At 68.2% G+C, this 14,647-nt stretch carries 15 protein-coding genes and 2 riboswitches; of the genes, 14 read left to right on the top strand and 1 reads right to left on the bottom strand.

Annotation, left to right across the window (positions count from 1 at the left end; genetic code table 11):
* Nucleotides 1-92: 92 nt before the first annotated feature.
* From ACZ5UM_RS06210 to ACZ5UM_RS06225, 4 genes are all read left to right on the top strand, one after another.
* Nucleotides 93-1,271 (top strand): phosphoglycerate kinase, encoded by a 1,179-nt coding sequence (locus ACZ5UM_RS06210; RefSeq protein ID WP_464847539.1) that lies wholly within the window; start codon nt 93-95, stop codon nt 1,269-1,271.
* Nucleotides 1,271-1,714: a DUF4829 domain-containing protein gene (locus ACZ5UM_RS06215; RefSeq protein WP_464847540.1), complete on the top strand. Its 444-nt coding sequence runs from the start codon at nt 1,271-1,273 to the stop codon at nt 1,712-1,714. The genes ACZ5UM_RS06210 and ACZ5UM_RS06215 overlap by 1 nt, the downstream gene beginning before the upstream one ends.
* Nucleotides 1,715-1,747: 33 nt before the next feature.
* Nucleotides 1,748-2,506, top strand: coding sequence for a triose-phosphate isomerase (tpiA, locus tag ACZ5UM_RS06220; protein ID WP_464847543.1), 759 nt, complete (start codon nt 1,748-1,750; stop codon nt 2,504-2,506).
* An 80-nt stretch (nt 2,507-2,586) separates the two neighbouring features.
* Nucleotides 2,587-2,868 carry a metal-sensitive transcriptional regulator gene (locus tag ACZ5UM_RS06225; protein ID WP_464847544.1) on the top strand — a complete coding sequence of 94 codons (282 nt, stop codon included), beginning with the start codon at nt 2,587-2,589 and terminating at the stop codon, nt 2,866-2,868.
* Nucleotides 2,869-2,945: 77 nt separating this feature from the next.
* On the opposite strand, the gene trxA is transcribed toward ACZ5UM_RS06225, so the two are convergent.
* Nucleotides 2,946-3,290 (bottom strand): thioredoxin, encoded by a 345-nt coding sequence (gene trxA, locus ACZ5UM_RS06230; protein WP_464847545.1) that lies wholly within the window; start codon nt 3,288-3,290, stop codon nt 2,946-2,948.
* Nucleotides 3,291-3,526: 236 nt separating this feature from the next.
* Here trxA and gpmI point away from each other — a divergent pair, with 236 nt between their 5' ends.
* The 10 genes from gpmI (at nt 3,527) to ACZ5UM_RS06280 (ending at nt 14,641) form a co-directional block, all read left to right on the top strand.
* Entirely contained in the window at nt 3,527-5,080 is a 1,554-nt protein-coding gene (gene gpmI, locus ACZ5UM_RS06235; protein WP_464847547.1) for a 2,3-bisphosphoglycerate-independent phosphoglycerate mutase, read from the top strand.
* Between the two features lie 6 nt (nt 5,081-5,086).
* A complete protein-coding gene (gene eno / locus ACZ5UM_RS06240; protein WP_464847550.1) occupies nt 5,087-6,379 on the top strand; it encodes a phosphopyruvate hydratase in 1,293 nt (430 codons plus the stop codon).
* A gap of 175 nt (nt 6,380-6,554) precedes the next feature.
* Nucleotides 6,555-6,788, top strand: a complete 234-nt coding sequence (gene secG / locus ACZ5UM_RS06245) for a preprotein translocase subunit SecG (RefSeq protein WP_464847551.1) — start codon at nt 6,555-6,557, stop codon at nt 6,786-6,788.
* A gap of 69 nt (nt 6,789-6,857) precedes the next feature.
* Nucleotides 6,858-7,535: an alpha/beta hydrolase gene (locus tag ACZ5UM_RS06250; protein ID WP_464847554.1), complete on the top strand. Its 678-nt coding sequence runs from the start codon at nt 6,858-6,860 to the stop codon at nt 7,533-7,535.
* Nucleotides 7,536-7,637: 102 nt separating this feature from the next.
* Entirely contained in the window at nt 7,638-8,456 is an 819-nt protein-coding gene (locus ACZ5UM_RS06255) for a biotin synthase BioB (protein ID WP_464847555.1), read from the top strand.
* 74 nt (nt 8,457-8,530) lie between these two features.
* A riboswitch (SAM riboswitch) is annotated at nt 8,531-8,648 on the top strand.
* 84 nt (nt 8,649-8,732) lie between these two features.
* Entirely contained in the window at nt 8,733-9,731 is a 999-nt protein-coding gene (locus ACZ5UM_RS06260) for a methionine ABC transporter ATP-binding protein (protein WP_464847556.1), read from the top strand.
* Nucleotides 9,724-10,404 carry a methionine ABC transporter permease gene (locus tag ACZ5UM_RS06265; protein ID WP_273381962.1) on the top strand — a complete coding sequence of 227 codons (681 nt, stop codon included), beginning with the start codon at nt 9,724-9,726 and terminating at the stop codon, nt 10,402-10,404. Before ACZ5UM_RS06260 ends, ACZ5UM_RS06265 begins: the two co-directional genes overlap by 8 nt.
* 28 nt (nt 10,405-10,432) lie before the next feature.
* Nucleotides 10,433-11,317 (top strand): MetQ/NlpA family ABC transporter substrate-binding protein, encoded by an 885-nt coding sequence (locus ACZ5UM_RS06270; protein ID WP_464847558.1) that lies wholly within the window; start codon nt 10,433-10,435, stop codon nt 11,315-11,317.
* 268 nt (nt 11,318-11,585) lie between these two features.
* A riboswitch (cyclic di-AMP (ydaO/yuaA leader) is annotated at nt 11,586-11,749 on the top strand.
* A 158-nt stretch (nt 11,750-11,907) separates the two neighbouring features.
* Nucleotides 11,908-13,002, top strand: coding sequence for an NAD/NADP octopine/nopaline dehydrogenase family protein (locus ACZ5UM_RS06275; RefSeq protein ID WP_464847560.1), 1,095 nt, complete (start codon nt 11,908-11,910; stop codon nt 13,000-13,002).
* The gene (locus ACZ5UM_RS06280) at nt 12,995-14,641 is read left to right on the top strand and encodes a cobalamin B12-binding domain-containing protein (protein ID WP_464847564.1); all 1,647 of its coding nucleotides are present in this window, start codon (nt 12,995-12,997) and stop codon (nt 14,639-14,641) included. Before ACZ5UM_RS06275 ends, ACZ5UM_RS06280 begins: the two co-directional genes overlap by 8 nt.
* Nucleotides 14,642-14,647: the final 6 nt, after the last annotated feature.

The following is a 14,647-nucleotide window of genomic DNA, read 5'->3' on the forward strand; positions in this document are numbered from 1 at the left end:
GGCGTGGAAATTCTTTTGTTGAGGCGTTTAACAAAGTCAGGGGATCATCCTGCCCCGGCCGGGGCGCCAGACGAGAAAGGTGGAATCGCAAGATGGCGCTGATGACCGTACGCGACGTCGATGTCAAGGGCAAGCGCGTGTTTGTGCGCGTCGACTTCAACGTCCCGCTGGAGGATGGCCGCATCACCGACGACACCCGGATCCGGGCCGCCGTGCCCACCATCCGCTACCTGGTGGAAGAGGGGGCGGTCGCGGTGCTGGCCTCGCACCTGGGGCGGCCCAAGGGCAAGCGGAACGAGGCGTACTCCCTCGCCCCCTGCGCCCGGCGCCTCTCCGAACTGCTGGGCCGGCCGGTGGTGTTCGCGCCGGACTGCATCGGCGAGGAAGTGGAGAAGCTGGTGGCCGCGCAGCCGCCGGGGTCGGTGGTCCTCCTGGAGAACGTCCGCTTCTACGCAGAGGAAGAGAAGAACGATCCCGAGTTCGCCGCGAAGCTGGCGCGCCTCGGCGAGATCTTCGTCAACGATGCCTTCGGCACCGCCCACCGGGCGCACGCCTCCACCCGGGGCGTGGCGGACCACATGGCGGTCAGGGTGGCCGGCTTCCTGATGCAGAAGGAAGTCGACACCATGGGCAAGGCCCTGTCCGACCCCGAGCGGCCGTTTGTGGCCGTCATCGGCGGCGCCAAGGTCTCTGACAAGATCATGGTCATCGAGAACCTCCTGACCAAGGTCGACCGCCTGATCATCGGCGGCGGCATGGCCAACACGTTCCTGCGGGCCCGGGGCCTGGCGACCGGCAAGTCGCTGGTGGAGGAGGACCGGGTCGAGACGGCGAAGGCGCTGCTCGCCAAGGGCGGCGACAAGATCCTCCTGCCCTCGGACCTGGTGGTGGCCGCCGAGTTCAAGGCGGAAGCCGAGCAGCGGGTGGTTCCGGCCGACGCGGTTCCGGACGGCTGGATGGCGCTGGACATCGGGCCGGAGAGCGCCCGGGCCTTCGCCGAGGTCATCCGGGCGGCCCGCACCGTCGTGTGGAACGGCCCGATGGGCGTGTTCGAGATGGAGCCCTTCGCGCGGGGAACCTTTGCGGTGGCCCAGGCGATGGCCGACTGCGAGGGCGTGACCATCGTCGGCGGCGGCGACTCCGTGGCGGCCGTTGAGGCTGCGGGCCTGGCCGACCGGATGACCCACGTGTCCACCGGCGGCGGGGCATCGCTGGAGTTCCTGGAAGGGAAGGAGCTGCCCGGCGTCGCCTGTCTGGCTGTGAAGGCGTAATGAACCTGCTGGGAAGGATCTTCGGGCGCCGGCAGCCGGAGTCGCCGGCTGCGGCGTGGCTGCGCCGGCGGGCCAAGGCGGAGCCTGCCGAGGTGGTGGAAGAGCACTTCCGCGCGATGGTGGCCCATGACCTGGAGTGGATCCTGGCGACGCTGACGCCTCAGCGCGCCCGGCTGTACACCAGCCCCGCCACCCTCGACCGGCGCCGGCTTTCGGTGAAGGCGGCGCGCGTCACCGGGGTGACGCCTGCTGCGGATGCGCCGGTCGCCCGCGTTCCGGGGTACGAGGAGCAGCAGGTCCTGCGGGTGGAATACGTGCTGGAACTGGTCCCCGGCGAGGCCCGGCGCGACCCGACGCTGGTGGAGGGGCCCCAGTGGGCGTACTTCGTGCTGGTGCGGGAGCGGGCCGGGAAGCCCTGGCTCATCGCCGACTGGGGCCGTTAACCGGGATTCGATATGCAAGGGAGGTACCCCGCCATGCGCACACCCGTTGTTGCAGCGAACTGGAAGATGCACAAGACGCAGCCGGAGGCCCGGCAGTTCCTCACCGACTTCCTGCCCCGGGCCGCCGCCCTGACCGGGGTCGAGATCGTGATCTGCCCGCCCTTCACCGCGCTGGCGGCGGCTGCCGAGGCGCTCAAGGGCACGGCGGTCGGACTCGGGGCGCAGAACATGAGCGAACAGCCGTCCGGCGCCTTCACCGGCGAAGTCTCCGGCGCCATGCTGGCCGACGCGGGCTGCCGGTATGTGATCCTGGGCCACTCCGAGCGCCGGCGGCTCTTCGGCGAGGACGACCGTCTGGTCGGCGCGAAGGTGCGGGCGGCGCTGCAGCACAACCTGATCCCGATCCTCTGCATCGGCGAGACGCTGGAGGAGCAGCAGGCGGGCCAGGCGGACGCCGTCAACCGGCGGCAGCTGCTCGCGGGCCTGGAGGGGCTGACGGCGGAGCAGGTCGCGGGCCTGATCATCGCCTATGAGCCGGTGTGGGCCATCGGCACGGGCCGGAACTGCGACCCCCAGGATGCGCAGGCGCGCATCGCCGCCGTGCGGGCCGTGGTGGCCGAAGCCTTCGGGGCCGAGGCCGCCCGGCGGGTGCGCATCCAGTACGGCGGGTCGGTCAAGCCCGGGAACATGGCGAGCTACATGGCCCAGCCCGACATCGACGGGGCGCTGGTGGGCGGCGCCAGCCTCGATCCGGCCTCCTTCGCCGCGATCTGCGAGGCCGCCCGTCCGTAGCGGAAGCCCGAAGCCGGACGCCTGCCGCCCTTTGACACAGGATACCGGGTACGGTAATCTTATGGCAGGAGGCGGTAGGGATGAACATCAAGGAAGTCAATCCGGCGCTCTACGAGGACCTGATGCGCCGGCTGAAGCGCATCGAGGGGCAGGCCCGCGGGATCCAGCGGATGCTGGAAGAGGGGCAGGACTGTGAGCAGATCCTCATCCAGCTCGGCGCCATGAAAGCGGCCATCAACCGCGTGGGCATGAAGGCCGCCGCCTGTAACATGGGCCACCAGGTGACGGAGGCCCTGCGGCGCGGCGAGGATCCCACGGCCGCCGTGGATGAAGTGATCGAGCAGTTCATCAAGCTCGGCTGAGCCGGCCAGAACGAAGGGGAACCGGACCTGCGCGGTCGGGTTCCCCTTTGCGGTGTCTGTTCTGTCGCGCGGCCTGCTCAGGCCGACTCGAGCTGGTCGAGGGCGCTGTCCAGGATCCGGTACATCTCCTGCTTGGGCCGGAAGCCGACCAGCTGGCCGACGGCCTTCCCCTTGTGGAAGAGGATCATCGTCGGAATGGACATCACGCCGAACTTGCCGGCCCACTCCTGCTCCTCGTCCACGTTCAGCTTGGCGATCTTGATGCGGTGGCCGTTGTCCCGGGCGTAGTCCTCCAGCACGGGGCCGATCATCCGGCACGGCCCGCACCAGGGCGCCCAGAAGTCGACGAGCACCGGCAGGTCCGACTGCAGCACCTCGGCCTCGAAGGTGGCATCGGTAATCGGAACGGTATACTGAGCCATCTGTGGTCCCTCCTGTCCACGAAATACCCCACGGGGTATTCACTCGCCGTTAGGACGCTCTTAGTTTGCACGCGGATACGGCCGGACGAGCAGACTACGAGGGAACCAGAAAAAGTTGAAGGGGAACAGGCCTTCAATAGCGAAGGTGACTTTGGTAAAATTACTTGGCAAAAGTTCTGCGGTAAGCGGGTAACGTCGCGCGCAGACTTTACGGGAAGGCAGGAGGTGACCCGGACTTGTCCGCCTATCGCAGACCCGTGGCCTTGATTGTGCTGGACGGATGGGGCCTGAACCCCGACCCCCGGGCCAACGCCGTCGCGATGGCCAGGCATCCGAACTACGACCGGCTGATGGCCCGCTATCCCCACACGACCCTGTCGGCTTCCGGCGAGGCGGTCGGCCTTCTCCCCGGCCAGATGGGCGACTCCAACGTCGGCCACCTGAACCTGGGCGCGGGTCGCATTGTCTACCAGACCCTGGTCCGCATCTGGCGGTCCGTAAACGACGGTTCGTTCTACAACCTGCCGGTGTGGCGCACGGTCATCGACCGGGCCAAGCAGCCGGGGGCAGCCCTGCACCTGATGGGGCTGGTCTCGGACGGCGGGGTTCACAGCCATATCGACCACCTGCTGGCGCTCATCGACCTGGCGAAGCGGGAGAACGTGGAGCGGCTTTACATCCACGCGTTCCTTGACGGGCGGGACGTCCCGCCCAAGTCTGCCCTGACCTACCTGGAGCAGGTGGAGGCCAAGCTGAAGGAGGCCGGCGTGGGGGCCATTGCCACCGTCTCCGGGCGGTACTACGCCATGGACCGGGACAAGCGCTGGGACCGTACCGAGAAGGCCTTCCTGGCCGTGACGCAGGGGATCGGCCACAGGGCCGTGTCGGCCGCGCAGGCGGTGGAGCTGGCCTACGCACGGGGCGAGACCGACGAGTTCGTCCAGCCTACGGTGATCGAGGGCGTGGACGGGCGCGTCCGCGCCGGCGATGGGGTGATCTTCTTCAACTTCCGCCCGGACCGGGCCCGGCAGCTGGTGCGGGCGCTGCACGAGACGGCCTTCGACGGGTTCAGGCGCCCCGAGGGGTTTGAGCCTGTTGCGCTCGTGACGATGACCCAGTACGACCAGACGTTCACCGACATCCCGGTGGCCTTCGGACCGCAGTTCGTCGACGTGCCGATGGGCCAGGTGGTGGCGGAGGCGGGGCTGCGGCAGCTGCGCATCGCCGAGACCGAGAAGTACCCGCACGTGACGTACTTCTTCAACGGCGGCGAGGAACGGGTTTTCCCCGGCGAGGAGCGGGTCCTGATTCCGTCTCCCAAGGTGCCCACCTACGACCTGAAGCCGGAGATGTCGGCGTATGAGGTGGCCCGTGAGGCGGTCCGGTGGATTGAAGAGGACCGCACGGATTTCATCGTGCTCAACTTCGCCAACCCCGACATGGTGGGGCATACTGGCGTGTTGGAGGCGGCCATCCGGGCGGTTGAGGCGGTGGACGAGTGCCTCGGGCAGGTGGTGGACGCCCTGCTGGCCAAGGGCGGCGCGGCGATCATCCTGGCGGACCACGGCAACTGCGACCAGATGGTGGACTACGAGACCGGGGCGCCGCACACCAACCACACCACCAATCTCGTCCCCTGCATCCTGGTGGACGACCAGCGGCTGAACGCGAAGCTGAAGCCCGGGGTGCTGGCCAACGTCGCGCCCACGCTGCTGGAGATCATCGGCCTGCCCAAGCCGCCGCAGATGGATGCGGAGTCGCTGTTGGTTAGCAATGCGGAAGGAGCCTGATGTGCCATGACGACGATTGTGAATGTGCACGGCCGCGAGGTACTGGACTCCCGGGGCAATCCCACGGTGGAGGTGGAGGTGATTCTCGCCTCCGGCACCGTCGGCAGGGCCATCGTGCCCTCGGGCGCCTCGACCGGACAGTTCGAGGCGGTGGAGCTTCGTGACGGCGACAAGCAGCGTTACCTGGGCAAGGGCGTGCTCAACGCCGTGCGGAACGTGAACGAGGTCATCGCCGAGGCCGTCGTCGGCCTCGACGCCACCGAGCAGGTGGAGATCGACCAGGCCATGCTCGCGCTGGACGGCACGCCCAACAAGAGCAAGCTGGGCGCCAACGCCATCCTGGGCGTGTCGCTGGCCGCGGCCCGGGCGGCAGCCGCTGAGCTGGGGATTCCCCTTTACCGCCACGTCGGCGGCCTCACCGCCCGCACGCTGCCGGTGCCGATGATGAACATCATCAACGGCGGCAAGCACGCGGACAACAACGTGGACATGCAGGAGTTCATGATCTTCCCCGCAGGCGCGCCCTCCTTTGCCGAGTCGCTGCGCATGGGGACGGAGGTCTTCCACGCGCTGAAGTCGGTGCTGAAGAGCAAAGGCTACAACACGGCTGTCGGCGACGAGGGCGGGTTCGCGCCTGACCTGAAGTCCAACGAGGAGGCCATCACCGTCATCCTGGAGGCCATCGAGAAGGCCGGCTACAAGCCCGGGCAGGACGTCTTCCTCTGCATGGACGTGGCCTCCAGCGAGTTCTTCCGGGACGGGAAGTACGTGCTGGCCGGCGAGGGCAACAAGGTCCTGACCACCGAGCAGCTCATCGACCTGTGGGACAGCTGGACCCGGCAGTACCCGATCGTTTCGATCGAGGACGGCGTGGCGGAGGACGAGTGGGACGCGTGGGTCGAACTGACCCGCCGCATCGGCGACCGGGTGCAGCTGGTCGGCGACGACTTCTTCGTCACCAACACCGAGCGGCTCTCCCGGGGCATCGCGATGAACGCCGCCAACGCCATCCTGGTCAAGGTGAACCAGATCGGCACCCTGACGGAGACGCTGGAGGCCGTGGCGATGGCGCACAGGGCCGGCTATTCATCGGTGATGTCCCACCGCTCCGGCGAGACGGAGGACACCACCATCGCCGACCTGGCGGTGGCCCTCAACTGCGGGCAGATCAAGACCGGCGCGCCGTCCCGCACCGACCGGGTGGCCAAGTACAACCAGCTGCTCCGCATCGAGGAGGAGCTGGGCGACGCGGCCGTGTTCGCCGGGCTGTCGGTGATCCGCGGCCGGAAGCAGGACTAACCCCGGCAGCAGCGGGGCAGAATGAGGGCGCCGCCAGCCTCCGCCGTCAAAGCAGCAGGACGGGACCGCGAAGTCTGTCGAGATTTGGCGGTCCCGTCTGACTCCGCGATTGTCCAACCCAGGGAGATGTGGTACAATTAGCAAGCGTTCAAGGCGCACACGAGGGGGTGAAGGGATGAAAACATTCGTGCTGGTGCTTCATACCCTGTTTGCCCTGGGTCTCATCTCGACGGTGCTGCTGCAGTCCGGCAAGAGCGCAGGCCTTTCCGGCTCCATCGCCGGCGCGGGAGAGCAGATCTTCGGCAAGAAGAAGGGTATGGACGAGATTCTCAACCGCTTTAGCATGGCGTTTGCCACCCTCTTCGTGCTGACCTCGCTGCTCATGTTTTTCCTGGAGACCCGCGGGTAGGTTGGCATCGCGCGTACAGGGCCGGGGGATGGACCCGGCCTTTTTTGCTGTTCCCGGGGAGGTGGGCCCATGCCGTTGGCAAGGCGCAGCACCGGGCCCGTGCGCGTTTACGGCGGGCAGGCGGGGTGCCTGGTGCTGCACGGTTTCGGCGGTTCGCCTGCGGAGATCCGGCCCCTGGTGGACGGGCTGGCAGCGCGGCAGTTCACCGTCTACGCGCCGGTGCTGCCCGGGCATGGCCCTGACGCGGCGAACCTGGGCCGCACCAGGTTCCGGCACTGGATCCGAGGCGCCGAGGCGGCCCTGGGGGAGCTGCGGTCCGCCTGCGCCGAGGTGCACCTGGTCGGGTTCTCGATGGGGGGACTGATCGCCCTCCATCTGGCCGCGCGCCATCCCGTGCGCTCCGTCTGTACGCTGGCGGCGCCGGTTCTGCTTCGGGATGCGGCGCCGGTCGCGGAGCGCCTGGCACCTTACCTGGGGATTGCGGGAGGCATCATGCCGGCCCTGCGATCGCTGGTGCGCCTCTCCCGGTTCACGCGGCGGCAGCTGGGGCGGATCCGGGTCCCCGTCCTGGCCCTGCAGGGCGACCGGGATGACTGGATCGCACCGGAAAGCGCCCGCTATCTGGCCGCGCACCTGCCGTCGGCGCAGTCTCTGGTGCTCCCCGGCCGGGGACACTTCCTGGCGCTGGAGCGCGGCCGGGCGGCCGTGGTGGCGCACGTGGCGGACTGGATGATGCTTAACGCATGAACCAAAATACCCACAAAGAAATGAGCCTTTCCCCGAATAGGCTATTTCCAGGCAATCCGGTACGATAGTTTGTGACGGCTGTCACTAAAGGCGGGTGGTCGTGTGATCGGGCCGATCCTGCGTCGTGCTGAAGCCGGACGTACACCGACTCGTCGGGAGATACTGCTCATGCTGCGGGCCGAGGCGGACGAGTACCGCAGTCTGCTGGAGGTGGCCGGCAGGATCTGCCGGCAGACGAAAGGTGAGGAGCCGTCACTGCGCTTGCTCGTCGATCTCGAGAACGACGACCCGCAGAGCGTATGTGAGCACGTCGTGAACTCGTGGAACAAGGGGTGCCGGTCGGTGCTGCTTTGCGCCTCGCCGGAGTACGACGCCGTAGAAACGGTCGCCGAGCTGATTCGCGCCATCGCCGCACAGACCGGGATGGAGATCGCCCTCTGCATGGGCGAGCGGCCCTACGACGTCTACGCCCTGTGGCACCAGGCCGGCGCCGCCGAGTACGTGCTGCCGCACGAATCGTGCAACCCGGTGTTCTTCGCGCACCTGCACCCGGGCCAGTCGCCCGCGGACCGGCTCACCCGGACCCTCTGGCTGAAGGGCCTGGGCTACCGGGTCACGGGGGGCATCTGCGTCGGGATCGAAGGCCAGACGGACGAGGATATCGCCGACGACCTGGAGGTCGTGCGCAATGCGGGGCTGAGCGGCGCCGTCGTCCGGTCGGCCTGCGATTCGGCGGACCTGCTGCGGGTGCTGGCCATCGCCAGGCTCTGCCTGCCGGACGCGGACCTGTGGGTGGTCACAGAGGATCCCGTCGTGCAGGCCAGGGGCCTGGGCTGCGGTGCCAACATCCTGCTTATCGCCCACCACGAGGACGCGGGCCCGGAGGCCTCCCGGGTGCTGGCCCCGATGACCTTCGGGTAAGGCACAATTTCAGTGTTGACGGCTGCCGCGGCCCGTGGTATCTTAAGCGTCAACAGCATATCGGATACCGTTGACTCTTATCCAGAGTAGGCTGAGGGACTGGCCCGATGACGCCACGGCAACCGGCACGCTTCCCCGCGTGCAGCGGTGCCAATTCCTGGGGAGGGCTTCTTGCCCTTCCGAAGATGAGAGGCAGCCGGAAGACATCTGTGTGTTCATTCTGTGCGCCTCTTTGTCAGGCGCACTTTTCTATTGCCGAAACGGAGGTAAGTCCTGGTGATTGTGCTCAAGGGCCTCACCAAGGTGTTCAGGCAGAACGGGCAGGAGATCGTGGCCCTGAGCAACGTGAGCCTGCACGTGCCCAGGGGGCAGATCTTCGGCATCCTTGGCCAGAGCGGCGCCGGCAAGTCCACGCTGATCCGCTGCGTCAACCTGCTGGAGCGTCCGACGGCCGGCGAGGTCTGGGTGGACGGGCGGGAGATCACCGGCCTGACCCCCAGAGAGCTGCGGGCGGCACGCCAGGAGATGGGCATGATCTTTCAGCAGTTCAACCTGTTCGATTCCCGCACCGTCTTCGGCAACGTCGCCTACCCGCTGGAGGTGGCCGGCTGGTCCCGGCCCCGCATCCGGGAGCGGGTGGAGGAACTGCTGGCCCTGGTGGGGCTGGCGGACAAGGCCGATGCGTACCCGGCCCAGCTGTCCGGCGGCCAGAAGCAGCGGGTGGGCATCGCCCGGGCGCTGGCCCCGGGACCGAAGCTCCTGCTCTCCGACGAAGCCACCTCGGCCCTCGATCCGGACACCACCCGGTCGGTGCTCTCCCTGCTCCGGGAGATCAACCAGCGGCTCGGGCTGACCATCCTCCTGATCACCCACCAGATGGAGGTTGTGAAGCAGGTCTGCGACTCCGTGGCCATCCTGGAGGGCGGCACGGTGGTGGAGCAGGGCGGCGTGCTGGAGCTCATCGGCCGGCCGGGCTCCCGGCTGCGGGAGCTGTTCTACGAGCCGGCGCGTGAGGCTGCCGTCCGGCTCAACCCCGACGGGGTGCGGGTGCTGCTGTTCTTCGTGGGCGGCTCCGCCGACCAGCCGCTGATCAGCGCCATGGTGCGCCGGTTCCAGGTCGACGCCAACATCGTGCAGGGCGCGATCGAGCGGGTCGCCGGGTCGACGGTGGGCCGGCTGCTGGTGGAACTCACCGGCCGCGCAGAGGATATTCAGGCCGCCCTGCGCTTCCTGGAGGAGCAGGGGGTCTCGCCGGAGGTGATTCCGCATGGCTGATCTGGGGTCGCTGATGCTTCGCATGTCGAAGCTGGGGCCGATGATGCTGGAGGCCACCTGGGAGACGCTCTACATGGTGGGCGCCGCGGCCTTCTTCACGCTTCTCCTGGGCCTGCCCCTCGGCGTGCTGCTGGTGATCACCGCCCCGGGGGGCCTGTGGGAGAGGCCGGCGCTCAACCGCACCCTTGGCGTTCTCGTCAACATCGGACGGTCGACCCCGTTCGTGATTCTGATGGTCGCAGTCAGCCCGCTCACGAGAGCGATCGTCGGCGTTTCCATCGGCACGACGGCGGCCATCGTCCCGCTGGTGGTCGCGGCGGTGCCGTTCATGGGGCGGGTGGTGGAGCAGGCGCTCCACGAGGTCAGCCCCGGCCTGATCGAGGCGGCGCTGGCCATGGGCTCCTCCAACTGGCAGGTGGTCACGAAGGTGCTCCTGGCCGAAGCCCGGCCGTCGCTGGTGCGGGGCACCGCTCTCATGCTGGTCAACGTGGTCGGCTACTCCGCGATGGCCGGCGCCATCGGCGGCGGGGGACTGGGCGACGTGGCCGTGAAGTGGGGCTACGCCCGGTATGAGCATGACGTCATGTACGTGAGCCTGGTGATCCTGGTCATCATGGTGCAGGTCATGCAGTGGATCGGCGACAGCCTGGCCAACAGGTTTACGCATAAATAGCATTTCGGGACAGCAGGAGGTTGAGCGTATGAAGCGTTTCGTGAGTCTCGTACTGGCTTTCGCCCTGGCTTTGGGCGTGTTGGCCGGCTGCGGTGGCGCCAAGCAGTCTCCTGCCCAGGGGGAACAGGGTGCGCAGCAGGCCCCGGAGCAGACCCAGGACCAGGGGCAGGAGCAGACGACGGAGCCGGTCACGCTGAAGGTCGGCGCGACGGTCACGCCCCACTCTGAGATCCTGGAGTTCATCAAGGATGCTGCCGAGGCGGAGGGGATCAAGCTGGACATCGTGGTCTTCACGGACTACGTGCAGCCGAACCTGGCCCTGGCCGACGGCAGCCTGGACGCCAACTATTTCCAGCACGTGCCGTACCTCGAGGACTTCTCCTCCAAGCGCGGCCTGGATCTGGTCTCGGTCGGCGCCGTCCACCTGGAGCCGTTGGGCCTCTACTCGCTGGATCTGACCAGCCTGGACCAGCTGCCTGACGGGGCCACGATCTCCATTCCCGACGACCCCACCAACGGCGGCCGGGCGCTGAAGCTGCTGGCCGACCACGGGCTGATTGAGCTGGCCGAGGGGGTCGGCGTCGAGGCGACGCCCAACGACGTGGTGGCCAACCCGAAGAACCTGAAGATCCAGATGCTGCAGGCCGAGTACCTGCCCCGCAGCCTGCAGGATGTGGACGCCGCGGTGATCAACACGAACTACTACCTGGACGCCGAGAAAAACCTGGGCGTGAAGGCCAACGTGCTGGCCCGGGAGTCGGCGGAGGACAATCCCTACGCCAACATCGTCGCCGTGCGCCGCGGGGATGAGGACCGGCCTGAGATCAAGAAGCTGGTGGAGCTGCTGCAGTCTGAGGCTGTCGCGGCGTTCATCCACGAGACCTACGGGGGCGCGGTGATTCCGGCGTTTTGATCCAAAGTGGGGAGGGGGGCGGGAGCCCCCCTCCCCACACCCCACCCCCTGGCATTGGGAAGGCGCTGCCACGGCGCCTCCCGGCGGAGCCGGTCGGCCGCCGTGAAACCGGGGGAAAACGCTGCGACGGCGCCTCCCGGCGGAGCCGGTCGGCCGCCGTGAAGTGGGGGGCAAAAAATGGACAGGCTGGATTGCCATTGTCGATCTTGACGACGTTTCCGGCGCCCTGGTAGAATAGTCTCGCTTGTGGTAACGGAATAGTGCTGGACCCGCCTGATCGCTGAATCTCCGCGCAAGCGGGGAACGGGGGAACCACATTCCTGGGGCGAATCGCACCGAGGCTCCGGCCCAGGCCGGAAGGAGGATGCGTAGGGGCACGCTTTGGCGCCCCGAGTCCGTCAGCTAACCTCGTAAGCGTGGCTAAGGTGGTGGGCCCTTGTCATTGCTGTCTATACATAAGTAGAGGGGTCACCAGACCTTCAGCTTTGCTGTGCTTTCAGGCGGGCGCCGGCCGACTCGGTCGGCGCCTTCTCCGTTCCCCCAAGCCTGGCTGGATGCCAGTAACCAAGGCATTGAGGAGGGAGGAGACCGTGCTGCGCTACTGCGTGATCGGAGCCGGACACGGCGGGCTCGCCATGGCCGGCCACCTCGGAGTCATGGGATTCCCTGTTGCGCTCTGGGCCCGTAATCCCGAGACGCTGGAGCCGATCGACGCCGCCGGGGGTGTCTTCCTCGAAGGCCAGGTGGAGGGCTTCGGCCCGGTGCAGGTCGCCTACAGCCTGGAGGCGGCCCTGGAAGCGGCGGATGTCGTGCTGGTCGTGCTGCCTGCATCGGCGCACCGGGAGATCGCCACGAGGTGCGCGCCTTACCTGCGGGACGGGCAGCGGATCCTCCTGCTCCCCGGCCGCACCGCGGGCGCGATTGAGTTCAGGCACGCCATACGGGAGGCCGGCTGCACCGCCGACGTGATCGTCGGCGAGGCGCAGACGTTCCTGTATGCAAGCCGCAAGACCGGCCCGTTCCACGCCCGCATCCACGGCATCAAGCGCCAGGTGCTGGCGGCCGCGCTGCCCGCGTCGCGGACGGGCGAACTGCTGGAGGGGATCAAGCCCGCATTCCCCCAGTTCATGCCGGCCCGCTGGGTCTGGAAGACTTCGCTGGACAACGTGGGCGCCATCTTCCACCCCGGCGTCACCCTGTTGAACGCGGGGCGCATCGAGTCCACCGGAGGCGCCTTCCGCCACTACGTGGACGGCATCACGCCCTCGGTGGCTGCGCTGCTGGAGCAGCTGGACCACGAGCGGGTGTCGGTGGCCCGCGCCCTGGGGGTCGGCGCGCTGACTGCCCGGGAGTGGCTGGCCGAGGCCTACGGCGTGGAGCGCCCCACCCTGTACGAGGCGATTCAGGCTACCCAGGCGTACGCGGACGTCGGGGCTCCGGCGAGGCTGCGCCACCGGTACCTCTGGGAGGACGTGCCGACCGGACTCGTGCCCATCGCCTCGCTGGGCGCCGCCTGCGGCGTGCCGACGCCCCTTACCGACGCGCTGATCCAGATCGCCAACGGCGTCTGCGGCGTCGATTTCCGGGAGACGGGCCGGACGGTGCAGCGGCTCGGCATGGCGGGCTGGGCGCCTGAGCAGATCTGCCAGTATGCACTGGAAGGAGATGTGATGGATCTTGTATAATCGACGCATTATGGGAGCCGCCATCGGGGACGACGTTCACGTGGGCGGCGTGGTCCGTTTTCTGCAGATGGCCGAGCAGCTGGGATACGAAGTGCGCTTTCTGGGGCCGGCGGTCCCGGTGGAGCGGCTGCTGGACGAGGTGGCCGCCTGGGACCCGGAGATCGTCGCCGTCGGCTACCGGCTGACGCCGGAGTCGGGCCGCGCGGTGCTGACCCATCTGGCGCAGGCGGCGAGGGAGCGGGGGCAGGCGGGCCGCCGCTGGGTGCTCGGCGCCACCGACCCGGTCGCCGAGCACGGCCGGGCCCTGGGGTTCTTCGACGCGGTCTTCGGCGGGTCGTCCGACTGGCAGGAGGTCGTGGACTTCCTGCGCGGCGCGCCGACGCAGAAAGCGGGGGGCATCCCGCCCCAGACGCTGGTGGAGCGCATCCTGTGGAAGCGCCCCTTCCCGATCCTCCGGCACCACTTCGGGCAGCCCACCGTGGAGGCGACGGTGGAGGGGATCCGGCAGATCAGCGAGGCCGGGGTGCTGGACGTCATCAGCCTGGGCACCGACCAGAACGCGCAGGAGCACTTCTTCCGGCCCGAGGAGATGGATCCGCGCGAGCACGGGGCCGGCGGCGTCCCCGTCCGGACGCCGGACGACCTGCGGGCCTTGTATGCGGCCTCCCGGACGGGCAACTACCCGCTGATGCGCTGCTACGCCGGGACCCGGGACCAGCTGGCCTGGGCCGAGATGCTGCACGAGACCATTCACAACGCCTGGGCGGCGGTGCCCCTCTTCTGGTACAGCCAGCTTGACGGGCGTTCGCAGCGTCCGCTGCTGGAGTCCATTCCGGAGGTGCAGGCCGTGTTCCGGTGGCATGCCGAACGCGGCATTCCGGTCGAGTCGAATGAGAGCCACCACTGGTCGCTGCGGGATGCCCCGGACGTGGTCGCAGTGGCTGCCGCCTACATCGCGGCCTACAACGCCAAACAGGCAGGCGTCACGGATTACGTCCAGCAGCTGATGTGGAACAACCCGCCCCTCACCTCCCCCGCGATGGACCTGGCGAAGATGCTGGCCAAGCTGGAGCTGGTCGAGTCGCTGGCCGGACCCCATTTCCGGATCTGGAGGGAGTGCCGGACCGGACTGACCTCGATGCCGGCGGGATTTGACCGGGCCAAGGGGCACCTGGCCGCGTCGACCTTCCTGCAGATGGCGGTGAAGCCCGACATCGTGCACGTCGTGGGGCACTCCGAGTACCACCATGCCGCCACCGCCCAGGACGTCATCGAGGGGTGCCACGTGGTCCACGGGGCCATTCAGCTCGCGCTGCAGGGCCTGCCGGACATGACGCAGGACGAGGCGGTGCAGGCCCGCAAGGCCGAGCTGGTCCAGGAGGCCCGGCTGCTTCTGGAGGCGATCGCCGACCTGGCGCCCGTCGGCGTCGACGATCCCCTCACCCACGCGCCCACGCTGGCGGCTGCCGTCCGCATCGGCCTGCTGGATGCCCCCCACCTGATGGGCAACCCGGCGGCGAGGGGCGAGGTGGCGGTGCGTTTCACGGACGGCGCGTGCCGTGCAGTGGACCGGCGCACGGGCCGGGTCGTGAGCGAGGCGGAGCGGATCGCCGCCCTGATGGCGGAGGAAATCGTGTAAGGAGGG

Source organism: Symbiobacterium ostreiconchae (genome assembly GCF_055396975.1).